Origin of the sequence: Nocardia sp. SSK8 (assembly GCF_037034205.1) — a bacterium.
Classification (GTDB): domain Bacteria; phylum Actinomycetota; class Actinomycetes; order Mycobacteriales; family Mycobacteriaceae; genus Nocardia.
Window position 1 is genome coordinate 481,949 of sequence record NZ_JBAGKD010000002.1, and the last position, 13,649, is coordinate 495,597.

Here is a 13,649-nt window from a genome sequence, read left to right on the forward strand (position 1 = left end):
CACCGGTCTGCCGCGGTGGCGGACAACGGAAACCAGGGGAGTGGGCGTGCTCGAGGTCGGCTGGGACCAGGTCTTCGCCTGGCGGGCACACAGGCAATTCCTCACCGCCCCCACCGCGGCGGGACCGGTCGCGATCGCCGAGCGGCTCGCGGGCCTGCAAGCCCAGGTCGCCTCCGCCGCCGAAACCGCCGCCGCCGTGCGCGGCAGCGACCCCCAGCCCGAGGCCGTCACCGCCGCGCTCACCAGCGGCACCCTGGTCAAGACCTGGGCCATGCGCGGCACCCTGCACGCCATGACACCCGAGCACGCCGCCGCCGCACTGTCCCTGATCGGTTCGGCGCGCACCTGGGAGAAACCGTCCTGGCAGAAGACCTTCGGCGCGACCCCCGACCAGATCAGCGCGCTCGTGACCGCCGTCTCCGAGATCCTCGCCGAGCAGGTCCTCACCCGCGACGAACTCGTCGACGCCGTCCTGGCCGAACCCGGATTCGCCCACCTCGGTGCGCAATTGCGTTCCGGCTGGGGCGCGGTCCTCAAACCCCTGGCCTGGCAGGGCGCCCTGTGCCACGGCCCCGCCCGCGGCACCAAGATCACCTTCACCGCCCCCGCCAACCAGATCCCCGGCTGGACCGGCCTGCCCGACCCCGACACCGCCGCACCCACCCTGATCGCCGCCTACCTCGGCGCCTACGGACCCGCGAAACCCGATACCTTCGACGCCTGGCTCAGCCGCAACAACCTGCGAAAGACCGTGGTGCGCCGCTGGTTCGCCGACCTCGGCGACACCCTCACCGAAGTCTCCGTCGACGGCACCACCGGCTGGATCCGCGCCGAACACGCCGACGACCTCGCCGCCGCCACCCTCGACGGAGCCATCCACCTGCTCGGCCCGTTCGACCAGTACGTGCTGGGCCCCGGCACCGGCGACACCGCACTGCTACCCACCGAACACCGCGCGAAAGTCAGCCGCGCCGCCGGTTGGATCTCGCCGCTGGTCCTCGTCGACGGACGCATCGCGGGCACCTGGGAACAGGTCGACACCGAGATCGTCGTCTCGACCTTCGACGCGCGTCCGCTGCCGAAACGCGCCCTGGCCGCCGCCGTGGAACGGCTGGCTGTCGCGACCGGGGCCCCCGGGCTCACCGGTCGCCTCGCCTGAACTCAGCGACGCTGAGCCTCCCGGACACTGTGCGCGCCCGCACGACGACCGGAGAACACGCAATCGGCCAGCGACAGCCCGCTGACATAGCCGTTCGAGCAGACGCCCACCGCCGCGCGTCCCGCCGCGTACAGACCGGGAACGACCCCGCCCACCTCGGCCCGGACCGCGCCGGTGTCCTCGTCGACCAGCAGGCCACCGAGCGTGAGCATCGGCATCGGGTAGGTGAGACGCGCGGTGAACGAGATATCCAGCAGGGTGAACGGGCCCGTACGGACCGGGCGACGGAGATCGTCCGGCTTACCCAGCGGATCGGGGGAGTCGCGCTCGATGGCGTGATTGTGCGCGTCGACCGTCGCGCGCAGACCGGCGGGATCGACCCCGGCACGCGTGGCGACCTCCTCGATCGTGCGGCCCCGCACGCTGCCGAGGCGCAGCAGACGCTCGGTCTGCATGCGCTGGAACCACACCGACTGTCCACCGAGTTGCGCGCGCGCTTCGGCGCCCAGTTCCGCGTCGACCAGCAGCCACGCGCGGTGGCCGGGAGCCGCGGCGATGGCAGCGCCCAGTGCCGCACCGTAGCGCGACTCGTCGATCATGCGGTCGCCCTCGGCGGTCACCGCGAGCGCCCCGAAGAACGCGCTGGGCGGGGCGATGAACCGCCACGTCGACATCGCGTCCATCTTGCCGCTGACCGCGCCGATGTCCAGGGCCATGGTGATGCCGCTGCCGTCGTCGGCGGCCGTGCCGAGGGGGAGTCCCCGCGACCACGGGTAGGCAGGGGAGTGCTGGGCGACCATCGCCCCGTTGGCGATGAATCCGCCGGTCGTCAGCACGACACCGGAGCGGGCCTTGATCCGGATCGGGACACCGTGCGCGCGTTCGATCCGGTCCAGCAGCGCCTGCACCGCGCGGCGCAGACCCTGGTGGTAGACACCGGGTTTCGACGAGATCCGGGCCAGCGCGGCGAAGCGCTTGCGCACCCATGCGGGCGCTCCGTCGAGCGTCACCGCCTCGATGCCGGTCACCTGGCCGCCCTCGAGCACGAGCCGGGTCGTCCTGGTCCCGGTCCGCACCCGGACCCCGTGCGCGGCCGCCGATTTCGCCAGCGGCCCGAACAGCGCCTTGCCGGAGACGCCACGACCGTGCGCGCGATGTCCCCGCTGGCGCGGCGCCGCGATCTCGCGGTAACCACCGGAGTTCTCGCTGCCCGAGTAGTAGAGGTAGTAGTCGTCGGTGGGGTAGGAGGTCTTATACGGGCATACCGATGCCTCGAACGGCACACCGTGTTCGGTCAGCCAGTCGATCATGGCAGGGGACTGCTCGCAGAACCGCCGCAGCGTCGCCGGGCTCACCGCGTCGCCTACCTCGGCCTGGAGGTAGGCGAACATGTTCTCGATATCGTCGTCGATCCCGGCCGCGCGCTGCACCCAGGTCCCGCCACCGGCATACACGATCCCGCCCGACAGCACAGTGGCCCCGCCGCCCAGATACCGATCCACCGCGAGGACATCCGCGCCGCTCTCACGCGCGGCCAGCGCCGCCGAAACTCCCGCCCCGCCGTATCCGACCACCACGACATCGGCTTCATCGTCCCAGGCCCGCACTCGCACCACCTTCCACACGGAAGCCCCGTTGCCACCGCTTATCCGACTATAACGTGTTCTAGAAATATCGTCGGCGGTAGCGCTTCGGGGGATGACCCTACGGCGCTTAGTTGACATAATGTGCATTATCGGCGTTCTAGCCGAGGCGTCTGGTCGGGGGTGTTCCGATCATGTGCGCACTCCAATTCGAGGAGTGTGGATTCAGTCATGGATGGCGGCCCCCAGATGCTGCGCGGGATGGGAACTCCCTCGGGGCGGTATTGGGATCGGCTGACGCCCCTCGTCTTACTCCCCCTCTATGACGGCCATTAACGTCACGTGATGAAATCACGCATAGCCAATCCGCACGACGACGGTCCGGGTTGTTGCCGACCCGGACCGCGTGCTCGTGAGCCGCGTCGCCGTCAGCTCATGGCGGCCTGCATCGCGACTCCGTCGACATAGGAGTGCTTTTCCTTGACTGCGCCGTTCTCGGTCAGGACGTAGTCCGCCAGGTCGACGAGGACGGCGTTGCCGGTGACCGCGGTGCCGGTGAGCTGCCACTGCACGACCCAGAAGTCGTCACCGACACGCAGGGAGATCTGGTGGAAGGTCAAGTCCGGGACGAGGGCAAGGAGCTGGGCGGCGGCCTGGCGGATCGCGTCGCGGCCGCGGGCCGGTTCCTGGCCGGAGTGCAGGTGGAACAGGGAGTCGACGGTGTGGAGTTCGACGATACGGTCCGGGTCGCGGGCGGCCCAGCAGGCGTGGTAGCGCTCGAACAGGTCCCGGGTGGCGGTGGTCATGAGGGCGGACTCCGATCGTTGGCCGGTCTCCGGTGACCGGGGAAACCCAGTGTCGCCGAGGTGATCCCGCGGTGGCGAGGGGCGGGTGCCGCGAGTTCGGTGAACGCCGTTGGGCACCGGCACAACGACTGCTACCTTGGGGCCGGTGACCCAGGACACCCGGATCGCCGGTCCACGCCTGTTGCGGGCCTTGCGGTCGGATCTGGCGGCGGTCTCGGAGTTGGTGACCGCCCGGATCAATCACGATGACGCCGACTACGGTGCCGCGGCATTGACCCGCGACGAGCTGGCCGAACTGGTCGCCGATAGCCTCGCGGCCCTGGTCGATGCCCTCGCGGGTGTGCCGTATTCGCTCGAGCCCGCTCGCCGCGCCGGGCGCCTCAAGGCCGAGCGTGACATTCCGCTCGACAGTTTGCTGCACGCGTTTCGGGTGGCGGGCATGGCGTTCTGGGAGGTCATCGTCGACCGGGCCGATGCCGACGACCAGTCGACCCTTGCCCGGCTGTCCACGCGGGTGTGGGCGACGATCGACGAGTATTCGGTGCGGGCCGCCGAGGAGTACCGGCGGGTGGTCGTCGTCGGGAACGAGCAGCCGGTACAGCGGTTGCTACGAGCACTGCTCGATCCTGCGCTGCCCGCGGCGCAGCGCGCGACCGTGGGCGCCCGGATGCGCCTGCCCGCGCGCGCCACGTTCGTGGTCGTGTTCGGCGAGGTTCGGCTGACGGTGCCCGGTGTGCGTTCCATCGCTACCCTGCTCACCGACGGGCCGGTGACCCTCGTCGCGGCGGACTCCCCCACCCTGCTCGATCGCGCGCTCGCTGCCGTCGCGGAGCGGGGCGGTGCCAGTAGGCCCTTCACCGATCTCGCCGCCGCAGCGGCCGCGCTCACGCAGGCTCGCCTGGCGTTCGGCTGCCTCGGCCCGGCGGACGGGGGAATCCACCGGTACGGGACGTCCTCGGTGCGGGTGCTGATCGCGGCGAACCCGGAGCTGGCCGCGGATGTCTTCGCGGACGCGCTGGCCGCGTTCGGCGAGCTTCCGGCCGCGGACGCGGCAGCGCTCGCGCAGACGGCCCTGGCCTGGTTCGAGCTCGGCGGTTCGACCTCGGCGGTCGGGGCCCGCCTGCACCTGCACCGGAACACGGTGTTGCACCGGCTCAAACGGATCGAGCGGCTCACCGGGTGGGCGTTCGCGGTCCCGGCGGAGGCGGCCACGCTGTATCTGGCGCTGCAGGTGTGGTTGCTCCGGCCGCCGATCCCCGGACCTTCGCGACGGTGGCATCCATAAGGCGCGCTGATGGGGTGATACGTGGTGGACCTCTACCCGGCAGGGCTGGCGCGCAGGAGGATCGGGAGTGAACCCGGTTGCCGGGGCGGAATGTCGGAGGAGGCCGTTGTGACGTTCGTGATCGGTGCCGCGTGTGTGGACGTGCTGGATCGGGCCTGTGTCGACGAGTGCCCGATCGACTGCATCTTCGAAGGCAACCGGATGGCCTACATCCAGCCCGACGAGTGCATCGACTGCGGTGCGTGCGAGCCGGTGTGCCCGGTGGAGGCGATCTACTACGAGGACGACCTGCCCGCCGGGCAGGAACAGTTCATCGCGGAGAACGCGCGGTTCTTCGCCGAGCCGCTGCCGGGGCGCGCGACCGCGCTCGGGCAGCCGGGGAGCGCGGCGTCCGTGGGGGTGGTCGGGGTCGACACGGAGTACGTGCAGCGGTATCAGCCGTGAGACCGGTTCAGCGGGCTTCCAGCCAGGTTCGATAGCGGCGCCGGGCCAGGGATTGGAGGGCCGTCTCGATCGCGAGGGCGAGTTTGGGCTCGAGGTTGGGGCGGGTGCGGCGGCCTGCGCCGAGGCGGCGGAGTTGGCGGCGGATGCGGGCCATGCTCGCGGCGGAGGCGATGGCTTTGTCGGCGATGTTCACGGGGGTCAGGGTGACTTTCGCGGTGGCGTTGTGGCGCCACTGGTTCGGGAGGTCGGGGTCGACGGCCAGGGCGCTGCCCATGCCGACGAGATCGATGCCGCCCGCCAGGACCTCTTCGGCGACGGGGCGGCGGGTGACGCCGCCGGTGAGCATCAGGGGCAGTGGGCTGTTGGCGGCCAGATCCTCGGCGAGGGTGAGGAAGTAGGCTTCGCGGGCCCGGGAGCGTTCGTCACCGGCCTGGCCGGTCATGGCGGGGGCCTCGTAGCTGCCGCCGGAGAGTTCGACGACGTCGACACCGAGCGGGGCGAGTAGCGCGATGACGTGGGCCGCGTCGTCGGCGTCGAAGCCGCCGCGCTGGAAGTCGGCCGAGTTGATCTTGACCGCGACGGCGAAGGTCGGGGCGACCGTGGCGCGGACGGCGCGGACGATGTCGAGCAGCAGGCGGGCCCGGTTGTCCAGGGAGCCGCCCCAGCGGTCGGTGCGCTGGTTGGTGAGTGGCGAGAGGAACTGGGAGAGCAGGTAGCCGTGGGCGGCGTGGATCTCGACGCCGTCGAATCCGGCTTCTTCGGCGCGGCGGGCTGTGACGGCGAATCGGTCGACGGTCTGCTCGATCTGCTCGGCGGTCATCGCGACCGGTTCGGCGAATCGTTTGCTGTTCTTGCCGAGGTCGACCCGGATCGCCGAGGGGCCCCAGGTGACGCCGGGCATGTCCGCGCGGACCTGGCGGCCGGGGTGGTTGATCTGCATCCAGACCCGGGCGCCTCCGCTCTTGGCGGCGCGTGCCCACTCCTGGAACGGTGCCAGCGGGGAGTGTGCGTCCAGGACGATGCCGCCCGGCCCGGTGAGTGCCTCGGCGTGGACCATGACGTTGCCGGTGACGATCAGGCCGACGCCGCCCTCGCTCCAGCGGCGGTAGAGCCGGAGCAGGGACGTGCCGGGGAGTTGCCCGGTGGCGGCCATGTTCTCCTCCATGGCGGCTTTGGCGAGCCGGTTGGGGAGCTCGGCGCCGTTGGGGAGGGTGAACGGCTGGAAGATCGGTGAGGTGGTGACGGGCACGGCGGATGGCATCGCGGCTCCTGAATGCGGTATGTTTACGTTGCTCACATAAGCCTAGAAAGGGATGTTAGCGGTGTCAACTTCGGGGAAGAGTGGTTACCATCACGGCGATCTGCGAGCCTCGCTCCTGGCGACGGCGATGCGCATGCTCGAAGCTGGGGAACCGTTCTCCTTGCGCGCCATCGCCCGGGAGGCCGGGGTCTCCCCCACCGCGCCCTACCGACACTTCGCCGATCGCGACGCGCTGGAGTCGGCCCTGGCCGCGCAGGGCCTGCGGGACCTGAAGGCCGACCTCCTCGACGGACGCGAGCTGCCGTCGTCGGCGGCCGATCTCGGCGATTTCGCGGTCGCCTACGTCGAATTCGCGCTGCACCGCCCGGCGCTGTTCCGCCTGATGTTCGGTAACCCGTGCGATGAGGGCGACGAGGACCGGGTCCGGGCGGCGGCCGATATCCACGACCTGCTGCGATTCGCGATGGGGCAGGTCTTCCCGGGCATCGATACCGAGGCGCTGGCGTCGGCGGGGTGGGCGCTGGCGCATGGGCTGGCGTTCCTGCATCTGGACGGCAAGCTGGCCGCGGATTCGGATGCGGAGGTGGCGGATCGGGTGCGGGCCGCCTTCGCCGCGATCCTCTCGGTGGGGGCGCAGTAGGGAATTCCCATCGAGTGTTGACAGTGCTTACATCGGGACTTAACCTGACCGATGTAAGCACTGTCAACACCGAGGAGTTCTGCATGGCGCCGACCACCCCCACCGAGGTCACCGTCGAGCTGGGCGGCCGTTCGGTCGCGGTCCCGAAAGGCGGCCTCTACGACCGGTACCGGATGGATCCCGATCTCGACGCGATCGCCCGCGACCCCCGCGTCAGCAGCGTCGACTTCTTCCGGCAGCTGCCCAAGGCGCGGGTCGACTCCCCCATCGGGTCGACACTCACCCCGAACTTCTACTACCGCATCTCGACCGCCCGGCTGACGATGCTGGCTCCCCTGCGGGCCATCCGCGCCCGGCTGCCCCGCGAGCTGGCGCCGCTCGAGCCCGCACCCGGCCTCGGCCTGGTCTCGGTGATGTTCTTCCGGTACGACGTCTGCGATATCGACTTCTATACCGAGGCCGCGGTCGGTATCGCGGTGCGCCCCGCGCGGCATGGTGGACGCGGCGTGGTCGACCTGCTCGCCGGACTGGGCAACGACCATCTGCACTCCTATGTGCTGTCGCTGCCGGTCAGCACCGATATCGCGCAGGTTCGCGGGCACGACGGCTACGGCTTCCCGAAGTGGGTGACCACGCTGGATGTCGATATCGACACCGAGTGCGTCTCGGCACACGTCGCCGACGCCGACGGGGGCACCGATGTGGCGTTGTCCGCGCGCACGCCGCGTCAGCGGGTGCACGCCACCGGTGAGCGGGTCTCGAGTCTCACCTCGTACACGACGATCGGCGGCGCCTGGCATTCGACGCTGAGCCAGACCAATATCCTGTCCGCCGGGACGACGCGTCTGCCGCGCGGAGTGGATCTGACGCTGGGCGCGGGCCGGGTCGCCGAGGACATCCGGTCGCTGCGCCCGATGCGGGTGGTGCAGTTCGATGTGATGACCGAGGGCCAGAACGCCCTGCACATGCCGGTCCCGACCTCGATGCCGAGCGGGGTGCGCGCATGACCCGCACCGCTACTCCCCTGCCCGCCACCCTCACCCCGGCGCTGCTGGATCGCTTGACGGCGGCCGTCGTGGCCGCGCCGGACGCGCCGCGCACGGTCACCACCGCGCCGTATACGGGTGAGCCGCTGGCCGAGCTGCCGGTGTCCACGCCCGCCGATGTCGAGGAGGCGTTCGCGCGGGCCCGGGCGGCGCAGGCGCGCTGGGCCGCGGTGCCGGTGCGGGAGCGGGCACGGATTCTGTTGCGTTTCCACGACCTGGTGCTGGCCCGGCAGGACGAGGCGCTGGATCTGATGCAGGCCGAGAACGGCAAGACCCGCCGCGACGCGTTTCTCGAGGTCACCGATATCGCTGTCACCGCACGCTATTACGCACGCGCTGTCGTCGGTCTGCTCGCGCCGAAGCGGCGCCGGGGCGCGATTCCGGTGTTGACCCACACCACGGAGTTGCGGCATCCCAAGGGTGTGGTCACGGTGATCTCGCCGTGGAACTATCCGCTGAGCATGGCGGCCGGTGACGCGATTCCGGCGTTGCTGGCGGGTAATGCGGTGGTGCAGAAGCCGGATACGCAGACGGCGCTGACGGCGTTGTGGGCGCTGGATCTGATGCTTGAGGCGGGGTTGCCCGCCGAGGTGTGGCAGATGGTGGTCGGTCGTGGGAGTTCGATCGGTGACGGGTTGCTGGCGGGGGCGGACTATGTGATGTTCACCGGGTCCACGGCGAGTGGTCGCCGGATCGCGCGCGCGGCCGGGGAGCGGTTGATCGGGGCGAGCTTGGAGCTCGGCGGGAAGAACGCGATGGTGGTGCTGCCCGATGCCGATATCGCGAAGGCGGCCGAGGGCGCGGTGGCGGCGTGCTTCCCGTCGGCGGGGCAGTTGTGTGTGTCGATCGAGCGGTTGTATGTGGCCGAGGAGATCCGGGCGGAGTTCGTCGCGGCGTTCGTGGCGCGCACGCGGGCATTGCGGGTGGGGGCGGCGTTCGATTTCTCGGTGGATGTGGGGTCGTTGACCACGCCCGCGCAGCTCGAGACGGTGACCGCGCATCTCGCCGACGCGGTGAGCAAGGGGGCGACCGTGCTGGCGGGTGGGGTGGCGCGGCCGGATCTGGGCCCGTTGTTCCACGAGCCGACGATTCTGGCCGATGTCACACCGGACATGGCGGTGTTCGCGCAGGAGACGTTCGGTCCGGTGGTGTCGATCTACCCCTATCGCGAGGTGGCGGAGGCGATCGCGATGGCCAATGCCACGCCGTACGGTCTCAATGCCAGTGTGTGGTCGCGCAGTGGTGCGCGGGGGCGGGCGGTGGCGGCGCGCTTGCATGCGGGGACGGTGAATGTGAACGAGGCGTTCGCGGCCGCGTGGGGCAGTGTGGACGCGCCGATGGGCGGGATGGGCGATTCGGGGGTGGGTCGCCGTCATGGTGCCGAGGGGATACTGAAGTACACCGAGGTGCAGACCGTCGCCCACCAGCGGCTGCGGGGGTTCGGCCCGCCGTCCGGGATGAGCCATGCTCGGTGGTCGCGGATTCTGACCGTGGCGCTGAGGACGCTGCGGGTGGTGGGTGCTCGATGAGGTTCCGTCCCGACAACGAGGAGTCGCAGCAATGACCAAGCGTGTGCTGAATGTCGTGACCAATGTCGGTCATTACGACGATCCGTCGCATCCGACCGGGTTGTGGTTGTCGGAGCTGACCCATGCGTGGGAGGTGTTCGCGGAGCACGGTTTCGAGCAGACACTGGTCAGTCCGGCCGGTGGCCGGTCTCCGCTGGAGCCGCGGTCGCTGAAGTTCCCGTCCTATGACAAGACGGCGAAGGCGTGGCGGGCCGATCCGGCGCGGATGGCGTTGCTGGAGTCGACGGCCGCGCCCGACGCTATCGATGCGGCGGATTTCGACGCGATCTATTTCACCGGTGGTCATGCGGTGATGTACGACTTTCCCGACAGTGTCGGGTTGCAGCGGATCACGCGGGAGATCTTCGAGCGCGGCGGGATCGTGTCCTCGGTGTGCCACGGGTATTGCGGTCTGCTGAATACGACGTTGTCGGATGGGTCGTATCTGGTGGCGGGGCGCCGGATGACCGGGTTCGCGTGGCAGGAGGAGAAGCTGGCCCGGGTGGACAAGCTGGTGCCGTACAACGCCGAGGCCGAGGTGAAGGCGCGTGGCGCGCTGTACGAGAAGGCGAAGGTGCCGTTCGTGTCGTATGCGGTGGTCGACGGGAATCTGGTGACGGGCCAGAATCCCGGCTCGGCCAAGGAGACGGCGAAGAAGGTCGCCGCGCTCCTGTGACCGGCCGGGTTCAGCGGTAGAGGGCGTCGACGTCGTCGGCGAACTTCCGCAGGACGGTCGCGCGTTTGAGTGACTGTTTCGGGGTGAGTTCGCCGGTGGCCTCGGTCCAGTCGACGGGCAGGACGCGGGTCTTCTTGATGCCTTCGGCGTGGGAGACCAGTGTGTTGGTGTCGGCGACGGCGGCGTCGATCTCGGCGGTGAGGCGCGGGTCGGCCAGGAGGGTGTCGATGGGGGTGTCGGCGGGCAGGCCGTTGGCGCGGGCCCAGTCCGGCAGGGCCTCGGGGTCGAGGGTGAGCAGGGCCGCGACGAAGGGTTTGCCGTCGCCGACGACCATCGCCTGGCTGATCAGTGGGTGTGCGCGCAGGGCGTCTTCGAGGGGGCCCGGGGAGACGTTCTTGCCGCCCGCGGTCACGATGATCTCTTTCTTGCGGCCGGTGATGGTGAGATAGCCGTCGCGGTCGATGCGGCCGAGGTCGCCGGTCCGGAACCAGCCGTCGGCGAGGGCGTCCGCGGTGGCTTCGGGGTTGTGCCAGTAGCCGTCGAAGACGACCGAGCCGCGCAGCAGCAGTTCGCCGTCGTCGGCGATCTTGATCGCGTTGCCTTCGATCGGGCGCCCGACGGTGCCGACGCGGACGGCGTCGGGGGTGTTGACGGTGATGGCGGCGGTGGTTTCGGTGAGGCCGTAGCCCTCGTAGATGGTGACACCGATCCCGCGGAAGAAGTGGGCGAGTTCGGCGCTGAGCGGGCCGCCGCCGGAGACGGCGGCGGTGCAGCGTCCGCCGAGGGCGGCGCGCAGGGTGCCGTAGACGAGCCGATCGAAGACCGCGTGCTTGGCGCGCAGCAGCAGGCCGGGGCCGCCGGTGTCCTGGGCGATGCTCCAGGCGATGGCGGTATCGGTGGCCAGGTCGAAGATCTTGCCCTTGCCGCTCGCGTGGGCTTTCTTCTTGGCGCCCTGGAACACCTTCTCGAACACGCGTGGCACGGCGAGGATGAAATGCGGCCGGTAGCTGCCGAATTGGTCGACGAGAGTGGACCAGTCGGAGCTGAACGCGACGATGACCTTGGCGTCGAGCGCGGCGAGGGTGACCGCGCGCGCGAACACGTGTGCCAGCGGCAGGAACATCAGCGTCTTGTTGTCGGCGGTGACGAACTCGTGCAGGGCGATCCGATCGGACTTGGATTCGGCGTAGAGGTTGGCGTGGGTGAGCTGCACGCCCTTGGGGCGCCCGGTGGTGCCGGAGGTGTAGATCAGGGTGGCGGGGGTGGTGGCGGTGACCTGGGCGCGGCGGGTGTGTATGGCCTGGTCGTCGAGATCGGCGCCGCGGGCGGTGAGTTCGGCGAGGGCGCCCTGGTCGATCTGGAGGACTTCGCGCAGGGCGGGCAGGGCGGCGGTGTCGATTTCGTCGATGACGCGGCGGTGTTTGTCGCTGTCGACGATCAGCAGCTCGGTGCCGGAGTCCTGCAGGATCCACTTGGCCTGTTCGGCGGCGGAGCTGTCGTAGATGGCGACCGTGCAGCCGCCGCAGGCCCAGATGGCGTGGTCGAGCACGATCCACTCGTAGCGGGTGGGGGCCATGATGGCGATCCGGTCACCGGGTTCGAGCCCGGAGGCGAGCAGGCCCTTGGCGACGGCGGTGACGGTGGCCGCGAATTCGGCGGCGGTGACATCGCGGTAGGCGCCGCGGTCGTCGCGGACGTTGAACAGCACGAGGTCCGGGGTGTGCTCGGCGTACCGGAACACGCTGTCGGAGTTGTTGGCGTGCTCGGGGATCGTGTAGGAAGCCGGGCTTTCGAACTGTCGCATCAGTGCCCTTCCACGGGGGTGGTCAGTCGGTGGTCGATGCCGAGGCGGTACAGGCCGCGCCGATCATAGATGTGGGTGGCGACGGCGCCGAGGAACACGCCGACGGCGAGACCGGCGAGGGTCATTGCCAGGCCGCGGCCGAGTCCGGCTTCGGTGTGGCCGTCGAAGAACAGGATGGCGCGCACGGCCAGATAGATCTGATGCATGGGTTCGACGGCGGCCATGTCGGCGATCCAGCGGGGGGTGGCTTCGAGCGGGATGGTGCCCGAGGAGGACGGGATGCCCAGCACGACGAACACGACGAGGTTGATCATCAGGCCCGCGGTGCCGAAGGCGGCCATGACCGACAGGCCGGTGACCGCGATGGCGGTGATGGCCAGGGTGCCGTAGAGGAACAGCAGCAGCGGCCGTTCCAGGGACATGTCGAGCAGGGCGCCGACGCCGAGAAACACGGCGGAGGCCAGGGGTGCGCTGATCGCGGCGATGCCCCACTTGATGAGCAGGGTGTGCCAGCGGCTGATCGGGGCGCGGGCGGTGTTCTTGTGCCAGGGGCCGTATTCGGCGGGGACGAAGCCGAGCGAGGCGTCGACGAGGGAGTTGATCATCATGGCGCCGCTGAAGCCGACGATGAGCAGGACCAGGGTGTAGAAAAAGGCGGCCAGGCCCTGCCCGGTGCCGTCGGGCAGGGGGTGGTGGGCGGTGACGACGATGTCGATCGGGGTGGCGAGCTGGCGTTGCGCGGCGCCGCTGATCGGGGTGTCGCCGAGGGCGGCGCGGACCTGGTCGGTGAGCTGGGTGCCGACGGTGGCGTTGACCTGGGTCATGGCCTGGTCGGCGACGGTCTGCATGATCTGGGCGGCGAGGGTGCCTGCGCGCGGGTTGGTGAGCACGGAGATGATCGGCTGTTCGACTTCGCCGGGGACGACTGCGGCGGCGCCGAGGATGGCGACGCGTTTGGTGAAGTCGCCGGGGATGACGAGGGCGCCGTAGACCTCGCCGTTGCGCAGCTGGCGCTGGGCTTCGTTCATGCCGACGGGGCGCAGGTCGATCTTGTCGGCGGGGATGTTCGCGCGCAGGGCGGCGTCGATCTGGTCGCCGAGGTTGGTGGGCGCGCCGGCGATGGTGTCGCCGACGTCCTGGTTGACCAGCGCGATCGGGAAGTCGTGCAGGTGTTTCTCGGGGTCGGCGGTGTAGCCGAGGTACATGGTGCCCAGCAGGGCCGCGAGCACGGTGACCAGGGTGATCGGGGCGAGCCATTCGCGCAGCGGCATGGTGCGCCTGCGGTGGGATGGCTGCGGGGGCGCGGTGTGGTCTGTCATGGCACCGGTCAATGTAGTCAGCGACAACAAAGTAGTCAATGCAAACATTGTGGGTGGT

Annotated in this window: 12 protein-coding genes; 7 read left to right on the plus strand and 5 right to left on the minus strand. The window is 69.8% G+C overall.

All coding sequences use genetic code 11. The features are described from left to right. Positions 1 to 40 precede the first annotated feature (40 nt). Positions 41 to 1,159 carry a winged helix DNA-binding domain-containing protein gene (locus WA675_RS05670; protein ID WP_336082510.1) on the plus strand — a complete coding sequence of 373 codons (1,119 nt, stop codon included), beginning with the start codon at positions 41 to 43 and terminating at the stop codon, positions 1,157 to 1,159. 2 nt (positions 1,160 to 1,161) lie between these two features. Here the strand turns inward: WA675_RS05670 and WA675_RS05675 are convergent, their stop codons facing one another. Both WA675_RS05675 and WA675_RS05680 read right to left on the minus strand, forming a co-directional pair. Next, positions 1,162 to 2,772, minus strand: coding sequence for an FAD-binding protein (locus WA675_RS05675; protein ID WP_336082837.1), 1,611 nt, complete (start codon positions 2,770 to 2,772; stop codon positions 1,162 to 1,164). Between the two features lie 398 nt (positions 2,773 to 3,170). Continuing rightward, positions 3,171 to 3,548, minus strand: a complete 378-nt coding sequence (locus WA675_RS05680; RefSeq protein ID WP_336082512.1) for a nuclear transport factor 2 family protein — start codon at positions 3,546 to 3,548, stop codon at positions 3,171 to 3,173. A gap of 145 nt (positions 3,549 to 3,693) precedes the next feature. Between WA675_RS05680 and WA675_RS05685 the strand changes: the two genes are divergently transcribed. Beyond that, positions 3,694 to 4,833 carry a helix-turn-helix domain-containing protein gene (locus tag WA675_RS05685; protein WP_336082514.1) on the plus strand — a complete coding sequence of 380 codons (1,140 nt, stop codon included), beginning with the start codon at positions 3,694 to 3,696 and terminating at the stop codon, positions 4,831 to 4,833. A gap of 108 nt (positions 4,834 to 4,941) precedes the next feature. Then, positions 4,942 to 5,277, plus strand: coding sequence for a ferredoxin (fdxA, locus tag WA675_RS05690; protein ID WP_336082515.1), 336 nt, complete (start codon positions 4,942 to 4,944; stop codon positions 5,275 to 5,277). Between the two features lie 7 nt (positions 5,278 to 5,284). Here fdxA and WA675_RS05695 read toward each other — a convergent pair whose 3' ends face one another. Next, on the minus strand, positions 5,285 to 6,538 hold the full coding sequence (locus WA675_RS05695; RefSeq protein ID WP_336082517.1) for an NADH:flavin oxidoreductase/NADH oxidase family protein: 1,254 nt from the start codon (positions 6,536 to 6,538) through the stop codon (positions 5,285 to 5,287). A gap of 61 nt (positions 6,539 to 6,599) precedes the next feature. Here WA675_RS05695 and WA675_RS05700 point away from each other — a divergent pair, with 61 nt between their 5' ends. From WA675_RS05700 to WA675_RS05715, 4 genes are all read left to right on the plus strand, one after another. Further along, positions 6,600 to 7,178 (plus strand): TetR/AcrR family transcriptional regulator, encoded by a 579-nt coding sequence (locus WA675_RS05700; RefSeq protein WP_336082519.1) that lies wholly within the window; start codon positions 6,600 to 6,602, stop codon positions 7,176 to 7,178. A gap of 83 nt (positions 7,179 to 7,261) precedes the next feature. Then, complete coding sequence (locus WA675_RS05705) at positions 7,262 to 8,185, plus strand: acetoacetate decarboxylase family protein (protein WP_336082521.1); 924 nt, start codon at positions 7,262 to 7,264, stop codon at positions 8,183 to 8,185. Continuing rightward, positions 8,182 to 9,753, plus strand: coding sequence for a succinic semialdehyde dehydrogenase (locus WA675_RS05710; RefSeq protein WP_336082523.1), 1,572 nt, complete (start codon positions 8,182 to 8,184; stop codon positions 9,751 to 9,753). Before WA675_RS05705 ends, WA675_RS05710 begins: the two co-directional genes overlap by 4 nt. Positions 9,754 to 9,784: 31 nt before the next feature. After that, positions 9,785 to 10,468: a type 1 glutamine amidotransferase domain-containing protein gene (locus WA675_RS05715; protein ID WP_336082524.1), complete on the plus strand. Its 684-nt coding sequence runs from the start codon at positions 9,785 to 9,787 to the stop codon at positions 10,466 to 10,468. Positions 10,469 to 10,478: 10 nt separating this feature from the next. Here the strand turns inward: WA675_RS05715 and WA675_RS05720 are convergent, their stop codons facing one another. After that, entirely contained in the window at positions 10,479 to 12,272 is a 1,794-nt protein-coding gene (locus WA675_RS05720) for an AMP-dependent synthetase/ligase (RefSeq protein WP_336082525.1), read from the minus strand. After that, entirely contained in the window at positions 12,272 to 13,591 is a 1,320-nt protein-coding gene (locus WA675_RS05725; protein ID WP_336082526.1) for a YhgE/Pip domain-containing protein, read from the minus strand. Before WA675_RS05725 ends, WA675_RS05720 begins: the two co-directional genes overlap by 1 nt. Positions 13,592 to 13,649 lie beyond the last annotated feature (58 nt).

Coding starts and splice junctions, on each gene's coding strand:
- WA675_RS05695 (WP_336082517.1), bottom strand. CDS start 6,538: ATGCCATCCGCCGTGCCCGTCACCACCTCACCGATCTTCCAGCCGTTC.
- WA675_RS05720 (WP_336082525.1), bottom strand. CDS start 12,272: ATGCGACAGTTCGAAAGCCCGGCTTCCTACACGATCCCCGAGCACGCC.
- WA675_RS05715 (WP_336082524.1), top strand. CDS start 9,785: ATGACCAAGCGTGTGCTGAATGTCGTGACCAATGTCGGTCATTACGAC.
- WA675_RS05710 (WP_336082523.1), top strand. CDS start 8,182: ATGACCCGCACCGCTACTCCCCTGCCCGCCACCCTCACCCCGGCGCTG.
- WA675_RS05725 (WP_336082526.1), bottom strand. CDS start 13,591: ATGACAGACCACACCGCGCCCCCGCAGCCATCCCACCGCAGGCGCACC.
- WA675_RS05680 (WP_336082512.1), bottom strand. CDS start 3,548: ATGACCACCGCCACCCGGGACCTGTTCGAGCGCTACCACGCCTGCTGG.
- WA675_RS05705 (WP_336082521.1), top strand. CDS start 7,262: ATGGCGCCGACCACCCCCACCGAGGTCACCGTCGAGCTGGGCGGCCGT.